The organism is Peribacillus sp. NPDC097675 (genome assembly GCF_050277655.1).
In the GTDB taxonomy this organism is placed as follows: Bacteria; Bacillota; Bacilli; order Bacillales; family DSM-1321; genus Peribacillus.
Window position 1 is genome coordinate 1 of the sequence record NZ_JBNNSK010000024.1, and the last position, 9,766, is coordinate 9,766.

Consider the following 9,766-nt stretch of genomic DNA (forward strand, 5'->3'; position numbering starts at 1 on the left):
AAAAACGGCTGTAACGCTCGTCAAATCGATTTTAGAAGAAAGGTCAATGCCTATATAACATTCTTTTCCGTCTAGGTTAGGTAATGGTTTATCACCCCAATGATCTAAGGGGAAAAAGGCATCTTTTCGTTGAATCCACCTGTTCATATGCTTGATTAGGAAATTGTCCATTTCGCCACCGTCTTTGGCTCTTAAATAAGCTTGTTCTAAGCTGTCTAGTTTCACGGAAACTCCTAGATTCGGATTACTCTTAATCCAGTTGCTAGAATCATGTATTTCTTCCTCTGAATCCATTTCAGCTATGTAGATAAACAAACTTTCATTTTCCACAGTGTGTGAAAGGACTTGCTTACAATATTCATAGAACATATAACATGGACTTGTGCCGCCTTTGCTTTCGCCTGCTGTCGTGATAATGAAGCCTAACGGATTACGTCTTGAGCCCATCGCAGAAACTAGAACATCATACATCTTGTTATCACGGGCCAAGTGGTATTCATCCAGTGAGAAAAAATGAATGTTTAATCCATCCTGTCCACTGTCTGCCGATAATGCCTTCAAGACCGCATTACCATTTTTCATAGTTGAAAGGCTTTCTTGCACTCTCACATTTTTTCTAAGCAAGGGTGAAGCTTTTACCATCCTCATAGCATCTAGCCATACTATTTTTGCAGTATCTCTTTTGACGGAAGCACAATAACACTCAGCACCTGCTTCATTGTCAATCATGAACATATACAAGGATAAGCCACTAGATAAAAGACTTTTACCGTTCTTTCTTCCGATCTGTGTATATGAAAGAGTGAAACGCCTTGTCTGTTTTTCCTTATGCACCCATCCCATTAAAGAACCTACAATGAACTTTTGCCATAATTCTAATGTGACTGGCTGCCCTGCCCATTCTCCTTTTGAGTGTTTTGCGTACACTTCATAGAAGGAAAAAATATGATTCGCCCTTTTTCTGCTAAATTCCCATTCGGAATTTCCAAACGATTTCTTCAAGTCTTCTATATGACGCATACAAGCCTGCTGAACGCTTTTTCCTGCCTTGATAGATAAGTCTATGACCTTCAAAGAATAAAGCGTTACGGGGCAAAATAAAGGGTCGTTTTTTACAGACTCGATATACTCAGCGTAATTCATTTCTAAATGCATCCAGTTCGTCTGTTTCTTCTTCCTGGGGAACCGCAAAACGTAAACGATCACTAGGATTCATCCCTAATTTAGATTCTAACTTTTCCATCTTGTCGTGAACTTGCCTTTGTTCCACAAGTAAGGGATTTATCTTCGTCCCATCGTCTAATGTAAAACTTTGTTTCCGAATGAGTTCTTCGAGTTCTATAAATCTAGCTTCATAGACTACATATCTAGCAAGAATGTTGGCATCTAAAATAGTGAGTAAATCCAATTCACTATACTGACTAACGTACCAATTGAAACGGCGTTTTAATTTAATGCCCAACCAAGATGGGGATTGGATGTCACTTAATGCTTCCTTTAACTTGGTTTCCTGCTGCTTTCTCGCTTCTTTTTCAGCAATTGTCAAATGTTTGGAAATAACCTCTATACTTTTTGGCTTTGTGGCCAAGTTTTTCACTTCCTTTCTTTGGCCATCGGGGAAAATTTTTTCACGCTAAGCTCCCCCCTCGGTCCCTAATCTTTCATTTGTGGAAAAACGGACTCTTTTCATCATGAATCTTTGCATGACATATCCAACAAACTACTGTTAGGTTGCTACGATCTAATCGCCGTTCCCATCCTTCTTGTGTACTAATTGGCTTGATATGGTGTACCGTGTTCCCGAACTCTCCACACATTGAACAAATATGAAAGTTTTCTACTAATACAGACCTTCTGAGGTTCCTCCAAGACATCCCTTTGTAAAAGGCTGTACGCTTTGGGTCACGCTTGTTCATATCATATTCCTTGTTAGCCTTTGTCTTATGGTAATCACAATATGGTGGCTGTTGTCCCCTTGGTACGGTTTGACTGCATCCTACCTTACTGCACGGCTTCATGATTGTCATTAGGTTGTACCTCCATTGGTGATAGTCCCTCGTACTCTCTGGCTTCATTAAGGCTTATGATCTTGGCTGCTACTAACTTAGTAAGGCGTTCGGCTCGGCTGCTGCTGTCTGCTCTTAATAGGGTCTCATAGTTAAACTTCACATGATGACTGCTGCCTTCGTTGAATAGCTTTTGTAGCTGGTACTCCCATGCTGTAATACTAGGCATTAAAGACTGCTGTAAGAAGTTCATGTTCTGGCTTTCTATATTGCTGTATGTGTTCTTGCTGCCATCATGCCCGATAAGGTTGGGTGCGATATTAAAGGTCGATGCAATTTGCTTCGTTAGCTCACTGAACATGGCGTTCATTTCTAATTCTCCAAAGTTAGATCCTAACCTTTGAAACTTGAACCCAGCATCCAGTACTGCCACCCTGTGCCTATTAGCATTGCCGTTTAGTTTTTCCCATGCTTCACGGACTGCATCACGTTTATCAGGTGCTAACTTCTCATCTGTTGTCAAAAGGCTTGTAGGATCACTCCCACATGCAAAGTAACGTGCCTGGTGCTTTTGTGCAGCTAACCATAGCCCTATTTGCTCTTTTAAGATTGTATGATAGCCAATACCTTTCAAAGCGTTGGTATCCATGAATGGGCTTTTTACATGTATCATGTCCTTTGGCTCCACAGTTAGCTGTGTGTCTCCCATTCTGACCAGATAGTAAAAAATATTTCCTTCTACCCTTTGAGATACATGAGCCGAATTGATAAGCATTAATTGACTGGCCACACCCTTTCCATTTCGAGTGATATGAATATAGGCGTTTCCTTCGTTTAATCGCTGTAAGTCAGCTTGCTGAAAGAATGTATATCCATCGATAAATGGATTGGGGTTATTCAGTAAAATTTCCACAGGGTGCCTGTCGACTCGTTCGCCGTCTTTCATAACATGCCTACCTAATTTTGCAAGGCTCGTACTAAGTAAATTAACGGAACTTACATAAGGTGGACACTGTAAAGATGTATTGCTATTGACGATTTCACCAGCGTAATTAATAGAAAAAGTATTCGATTGGAATGGACCATAATTTCGTTTTTCTTTTTTAAAACGGTCAAACAATCCCACTATTTCACCTCCTTAAAATTTTTCTTTTGCGATAATAGTTATGGTTCGATTGGCTTCGTCATCATTTAATATGCTTTCTATCTCAAAAAGACGGGCATCATATTTAATTTTCATACTGGGATGAAGTCCATCCATATGACGAATAACGAACCGATAAGTATTTTCATTTTGAGTGGATGCAGCAGCAAAGTATTCACGACCTTGCACCGTCTTAATGGCACACCATACGCTTTTAAAATCCTGTATGACTTCTTCCTGCCATCCTAGATCATCAACAACAACTGTTTTTTTTTGAAAAGTGATTCTATGATTCATCTTTAACATGTATTTCACCACCATATCTATATTCACTAGGTTCGCTAGAATTTAAGCTATGGTCTAAAACCTCATCCATTGTTATATCACCACGTTTTAACATGGCATACATGTCATTTCTTTTCTTCAACATCAAATTGACAGCATTGTTATATTCATTAATTTGGTCATCTGTTTTTAAAATGCTTCCAAGCCTTTCTAACGCCTGTTCTTTGCTACGATCTGTGGCGCCATTTTGTAAAGACATAAGATTCAAGTTTATGTAAATGTCTCTTATCCTTTCAAAATTATCTATAACGACATTAAGGCTTTCAATGATTGTCCTGGGCGTTTGGCTTTGTCGAATTTTCAACTTATTGAATTCTTCTTCGGGAATGTCCCATGATCTGCCTTTCTTTTGTGCTTTAACATGTCCAGTATTGATGTAATGGTAAATAGTATTGATATGAACGCCCAATCTTTCAGCTACTTCCTTAACTTCCAATATTTCCACCTCCTCGATAAATTTATATTACAATATCGTAATTCAAAGTGCAAGTTTTATTACGATATTGTAATAACTTTTTTTATCTTATGTGTATCTCATTCAAAATGACTTCCGATAACCAGCACTATTTTACAGAAAACAGTCCTTTTGAATTCGCTACAATACGTATGGAGTATAATTGGTGAAAGTCTATTGAACCTTGGTATTAAAGGATTTCCAGCACCTTTAAAAGATGAATTATACATCTTCTTTTTGTAGCGAATTCATTTTTTGCTAGATCCCAAGCTATCTCCTATTTTGTCCAATATTCCTTTTAAAAAATTATCCACAAATGGACAGATGGACAGACAGGACAGATGATTTCCAAACTTTTTATATAAACATAAAAACCACTACTTTTAATAGTCATATAGTACTATAAAATACACTTTTAAACTTTATAGTAGTTTTATCTGTCCTATCTGTCCTTTCACCTGTGGAACCCTTATGGCTCTAAGGCTAAAGCGTGGACAGATACATTTATTTTATCTGTCCATCATCTGTCCTGTCTGTCCTTTAGTGCGCTAAAATGGAAGTTTTTGTCTGTCCTCATCTGTCCTCATCTGTCCATGTATCTGTCCATCATCTGTCCATGTATCTGTCCATGGTAAAAAAAGAGCAAACCATTTAAGGTTTGCTCTTGCTATGATCTAATGAAAGTTGTTTGTTTGCCATAATGTTTAAAAGTGGTACGGCTTGGTTTTCGTTCTTCCCATCCATCTAATTTGCGTATAATATCAGCAATAGCCCTTGCTTCATGAGTTTTCATATTTCTATAATCATTTCCCATGCATTCAGTCCAAACTTCTGCTGGGCAAACTCTTTCACGCTTAATAGTTCCAGTGGGTTTGTGAGTTAGATAATTTTGACGTTCCCATATTTGCATAGTATCCCAATTAGCTGGCAAAGGCTTTTCTAAGTATTCTTCTATGGCTCCTGTTCTTGGGTCTTGTTCCATATGGCCTTCTTGTACCTTTCGTGCTTCTTCTTCCATTGCTGGTTCAAGGTATAACTTTTCACCTTGTTTGTATAGTTCCATAGCTTCTGCCCATATTTGTCCTACAATATCGTCTGTAAGGTCTGTAATAGGATTGTACTTACGTTTTTTTGTGTCTACAGTTACAGGCCAAAATCTACGGTTGCCCGTTTGATCTCGTAAAAAGTCGTGCGTATTAGTAGTCCCGATAAATACGCATTTGCGGGGAAACTCTGAAACCACACGATCATATGCTACACGATAGGTATCTTCACGCTTTGAAATAAATGCTTTTATTTCTTCAACTTCCGCCTTTTTCATTCCTGCTAATTCACCAAATTCAAAGATCCATGAATTTTGAAGGTGTTCTCCTGCTTCTTTGCTCTCGAAATTCTTCAATGAATCACTGAACCATTCTCGGGCCAATTTTGCAATGGTGCTACTTTTCCCCACCCCTTGTGGACCCACAAGTACAGGCATATAATCGAACTTACACCCTGGCTCATAAATTCTAGCAACTGCAGCTACAAGCCATTTTCGAGTAACTGCTCTTATATAAGGAGTGTTATTAGCACCTAGATAGTCAATAAAAAATGTTTCAACTCTTGATGACTTGTCCCACACTTGAGATTCTAAATATTCTTTCACTGGATGAAATGAATTTTGTCTAGTGACTTCTATATAAGCATTTTGAATAATGTTAGCTGATCTAAAATCATATTCTTTTCCGAAATAGTGCAGCAATCGTTTATCATCTGAACCTAACCATGCTTCGTATGGTTGAAAAGGTCTTTCTCGTTTTCGCCATGGCAAATCGCCCTTTATAGCTTCTATGTTCTTGAAAGCATCAAAGGCCAATATCCCTTTAAAAGGTGAATTTGTTAAAATTGTTTCAGCATTTCGGGAGTTAGGTAGAATTTTGTCACCCTTTTTGTTACGTTCCAATTGTAAAGTGTCGTTATAGTCTGCTATACTTTTATTAACTTTAATAGTATCGGAAATAGCTTTTTCAATGGTCATCCAACCATATGTCGAACCTGCTATTTTCTTATCCCATTTATCACGGATTAATGCCGATCTACGGAAAAGCCTGTCCATCTGTTCGGAATTACCGTCTGTCCAGTAGGCTAGATAATTGCACAATGCAAGGTCTGCTTCCGAATCACTAGTATAATCTGTGGAACCATTGAACAAATTAGCAATCTTTTCGCCGTTTTTGGATTTGAACATCTTGCTTAAAACGGTATCGTCATCTAACTGCTTTGTCGGTCTGTCCACCGCATAGCCTTGGTTAGATGATTTTTTTTTGCTTCCAAAGTATTTTTCCACGATTCTATCAATTAATTTTTGATTGCTTAATATGGGCTTATCAGTGACAAATTTTCCTGTAAATGTGAAGTATCTACCTTTATCGTAAATTTCTTTATTATCCTTGCGATTATTTGCCGATTCAGGGAGACTGCCTTTCATGATAATATGCAAACCATTTCCACTGGGGCTTAACTCTGTATAACTATATGCTGATAATGTAAGAGCATCTGTTGAAAGATTAGCAGGATCTTCATTGTCTAAATCTATCCCCACAAATGGATCATTCTTAGAAAAAACAAATCCGATACCATCAAATTTTCCAGTTTCATAAGCTTTCTGGATAATTTCAAAGGTGTTCCATGTATTTGAATCGGTCGCATTTGCTTTGTATCCTGTTGGCTGATAAGGAACTTTTGATAAACGGCCTTTGACGGGTTCAGCTTTCCACAATACCCATTGTGGAAATTTTTTTATTTCTTCTGGAATATCGTTAAAGTTTGGTTTTATGATGTTTTCGACTGCTGTTAACAATTCTTATTCCCTCATTTCACGCCGTAACGATCTGCATAGTTTTGGTTATATCCTTTGTTACTACTTTTTTTCACATTATAAAGTGTATTAATTGCATGTTTTATTACATCTGATTTTGTGATTTTTCCTACTGGATTTTCAGATTGTAATATGACTTTTAGCTCTTCAATCATGTCTAGATAGGTATCTTCGCATTTTACGCTTACATGTTTCATAGGGTAACACTCCTTAATATTATTTCTTAAATACTATCATTCTACAGTTACCCTATGAAACCCTTTATTTAATTTTATTTATCTGTATTCAATATGAGTAAGCATACTAGAAATCCCATGTGGAACGTCTCGTTCTCCACCATCAAACCAATGGGAAACAAGTAACTTCACACACAATTTTTCCAGATCACTTTCAGAAAAAATTTTCCCGGTTGTCTCGTAAATGTATTTTTTAGCTGTCTCTATTAATTCAAGAAGAATAGGGTCACTATCGACCCCATCCAATCTCAAATGTAGTTTCACGCTGTTCAGTAGCTCCATTTTAAGCACCTACTGTTACAAGGCATAATTTCTTGGGCTCGGATACAACCACATCGCCATACCACATGATACGGATAGCAAGTGTTCCTTTATCAAATCCGTATTGTGTAGAAACTTCAATGGATACATCTTGCAGCATACCAATGTAGATACTGGAAAGATCACCAAGAAGAATTTTTGAATCATCTAAAGCATTTGTAGCGAATTTATTTAGTGCCGTGTAGAATGAAGGTGGCGTAATGAATTGACCGTCTGTTGCTTGTATTGTTTCAATATCAAGTAAGTTGTTGGGAGATAACACAAGGTCATTTGTTGGGTGATTGTTGGTAGCAATCGCCTTAACGCCTTTTTTTAGTTCTAAATAAGTTGGGTCCACAATTGTGTCATGTAAAATTTCTGTATCATTAAAGATTCCTTTGAAACCGTCTGTTGCCCCGTATAATGCTGCCTTTTCAAGTGTTTGATTCATGGCTGTTGCGATTAGGTAATTCAATTTTTCCTCAATGCCGATACCTGTTTTCACAAGCTCCAAAGGCACTTCCACAAGTCCATACATGTATTTTGCATCCAACTTGATTTCCCCAAATGTCGGGTCTGATTTTGGAATAACTGCACCTGGTTTTTTAAATGCTACGGTTGGATCGCTGATAACCTTTGGTACGGATACTGTCTGATTTCCACCCATGTTAACGATTGTTGCATTACCGAAAAGGAAAGATTTATCACGGGCCAAATCAATCATATTTGACATAATTTGATGTGGTACTAGAAAAGAACCTGTATTTGTAGTTGTAAGCATTTCACGTTCTTCTTTGCTACCTTTTCCAGTGACATATGCTCGAATTAATCCGCCCAATGAAACGGCTGCTGTTTCTTTAGAAAGTTTTTCACCTCGGCTGTACGTTCTTACTTCTTGTGTTGCTGGTGTTGGTGTTGCTGCCATTGCTCCAATTCCTACTGCTGGTACTACTGCTTGTCCTGTCATGTCTCGTTCCTCCTTGAATTGTTTGTATTGATCTAGACTTCTTTGGGCCACCACGCTACTTGTTGGATAAGCAGGCGTATGAACAAGTGAAACCTCGTATAATGTGCCCTGCATCACCTCCCTAATATCTGTGTCACCGTTACGGGTGAATTTTTCTTTGTCGCAAGTGAAACCAAATGACATATTGGATAGATCACCACGTTTCACAAGTTCATAGAGATCTTTCCGTGTTTCTAGTAAGTCCATTTCAAAGTAAATGCCGTCTACACGTTCTTCCAGGCGTAAAGTTTTAGCCTTAGTGCTTGCAAGTAGCTGCTTGTCATCATGCTGGTGTAAAGCTAAAATATTCCGTTGTTTAAGAGATTCAGTGAAGGAATTAGGCTTGATAATTTCACGGAAACCATATTCTAATAGTTCTGATTCCTCGTTATATCTGACTGCATATCCCGAGATGGTTAGCACGTTATTTTCTTCATTAGCCCGGCATTCAACGGCTGTTGCTTGTACACGTTTTTCGATAGTCATTGGGTGTCACTCCCTTCTAGTAAATTAGTTATTTCTGAAAATGTATTTCTCATTTTAAATAAAATATCTCCTGTGATTTCGGATAAAACACTAGCTTTAGCATGATCGTGTAAAATCTTAACTTCTACATTTTCTTCATGGGGTGTCGTTCTAAAATATTCTTCTAGCACGATGTGTAGAGTTGTTTCGGCTTGTTCTAACATGACTTTCAAATCAATGATTTTACCTTCTACATCTTCCAAAAATACCTGTTGATTATTCATTTTTCGTCCACTCCTACCAGATAGTAAATTCTTCGTTAATGTGTTTGTCTAGGCTGTCATTGTAATCATGTAATCTTGCTTGCGTCATAGCTGTTACGGTTGAAGCAATGGCATCAATTCTATTAATGCTTTTTGCCTTGTTTAGGACTACATTTTCATTAGCATCAAATTGGGGAATAGCATTTGCTGTACACCATTTTAATACTGGATTGTTTCCATGAATGAATTTTTCTTGAATGATAAGTTCTTTAGTAAATTTAATAGGCTCTGAAAGGCTTTTATAACCCTGTCTTATCTCATTTACAGTAAATCCTTCATTGTCTAGCATGGTTTCCAAGGCTGTGGCATTCCAAGGGTCAAGGTTGCAGCTAACTACCTTATATCGCTTTGAAAGGTCCACAATGTAGTTAAAAACAAATTCAACATCTACTACCTCACCACTAGTAAGAGTTATCCAGCCATCTTTGACCCATTGCCTGTAAGAAACTTTATCAGCTCGTTCTTTAGCGTCCACACTGTCTGCTGGCATGAAGTTCTTATTCATAATGGCATATTCTCCATTCTCTAAAGGAAAAACGGCTGTAACGCTCGTCAAATCGATTTTAGAAGAAAGGTCAATGCCTATATAACATTCTTTTCCGTCTAGGTTAGGTAATGGTTTATCAC

12 protein-coding genes are annotated in these 9,766 nt (G+C 37.8%); all 12 read right to left on the minus strand.

The window, feature by feature from the left end; all coding sequences use genetic code 11:
* Positions 1–1,206 (minus strand): terminase large subunit (locus tag ACQKL5_RS21145; protein ID WP_427610794.1); only part of this gene is annotated, 1,206 nt, incomplete at its 3' end.
* On the minus strand, positions 1,130–1,588 hold the full coding sequence (locus ACQKL5_RS21150; protein ID WP_427610795.1) for a phage terminase small subunit P27 family: 459 nt from the start codon (positions 1,586–1,588) through the stop codon (positions 1,130–1,132). The genes ACQKL5_RS21150 and ACQKL5_RS21145, both read right to left, overlap by 77 nt.
* Positions 1,589–1,661: 73 nt before the next feature.
* The gene (locus tag ACQKL5_RS21155) at positions 1,662–2,027 is read right to left on the minus strand and encodes an HNH endonuclease (protein WP_427610796.1); all 366 of its coding nucleotides are present in this window, start codon (positions 2,025–2,027) and stop codon (positions 1,662–1,664) included.
* Positions 2,002–3,132, minus strand: a complete 1,131-nt coding sequence (locus ACQKL5_RS21160; RefSeq protein ID WP_427610797.1) for a phage portal protein — start codon at positions 3,130–3,132, stop codon at positions 2,002–2,004. Before ACQKL5_RS21160 ends, ACQKL5_RS21155 begins: the two co-directional genes overlap by 26 nt.
* Positions 3,133–3,144: 12 nt before the next feature.
* Entirely contained in the window at positions 3,145–3,447 is a 303-nt protein-coding gene (locus ACQKL5_RS21165; RefSeq protein WP_427610798.1) for a phage head closure protein, read from the minus strand.
* Entirely contained in the window at positions 3,437–3,931 is a 495-nt protein-coding gene (locus ACQKL5_RS21170) for a helix-turn-helix domain-containing protein (protein ID WP_427610799.1), read from the minus strand. Before ACQKL5_RS21170 ends, ACQKL5_RS21165 begins: the two co-directional genes overlap by 11 nt.
* A gap of 685 nt (positions 3,932–4,616) precedes the next feature.
* Positions 4,617–6,791: a VapE domain-containing protein gene (locus tag ACQKL5_RS21175; RefSeq protein ID WP_427610800.1), complete on the minus strand. Its 2,175-nt coding sequence runs from the start codon at positions 6,789–6,791 to the stop codon at positions 4,617–4,619.
* Between the two features lie 11 nt (positions 6,792–6,802).
* Positions 6,803–7,006 carry a hypothetical protein gene (locus tag ACQKL5_RS21180; RefSeq protein ID WP_427610801.1) on the minus strand — a complete coding sequence of 68 codons (204 nt, stop codon included), beginning with the start codon at positions 7,004–7,006 and terminating at the stop codon, positions 6,803–6,805.
* A 78-nt stretch (positions 7,007–7,084) separates the two neighbouring features.
* On the minus strand, positions 7,085–7,327 hold the full coding sequence (locus tag ACQKL5_RS21185; protein ID WP_427610802.1) for a head-tail connector protein: 243 nt from the start codon (positions 7,325–7,327) through the stop codon (positions 7,085–7,087).
* A 1-nt stretch (position 7,328) separates the two neighbouring features.
* The gene (locus ACQKL5_RS21190) at positions 7,329–8,837 is read right to left on the minus strand and encodes a phage major capsid protein (RefSeq protein ID WP_427610803.1); all 1,509 of its coding nucleotides are present in this window, start codon (positions 8,835–8,837) and stop codon (positions 7,329–7,331) included.
* Positions 8,834–9,100, minus strand: a complete 267-nt coding sequence (locus ACQKL5_RS21195; protein ID WP_427610804.1) for a hypothetical protein — start codon at positions 9,098–9,100, stop codon at positions 8,834–8,836. The genes ACQKL5_RS21190 and ACQKL5_RS21195 overlap by 4 nt, the downstream gene beginning before the upstream one ends.
* Before the next feature lie 13 nt (positions 9,101–9,113).
* The coding region (locus ACQKL5_RS21200; protein ID WP_427610805.1) for a terminase TerL endonuclease subunit at positions 9,114–9,766 on the minus strand (653 nt) is incomplete at its 5' end.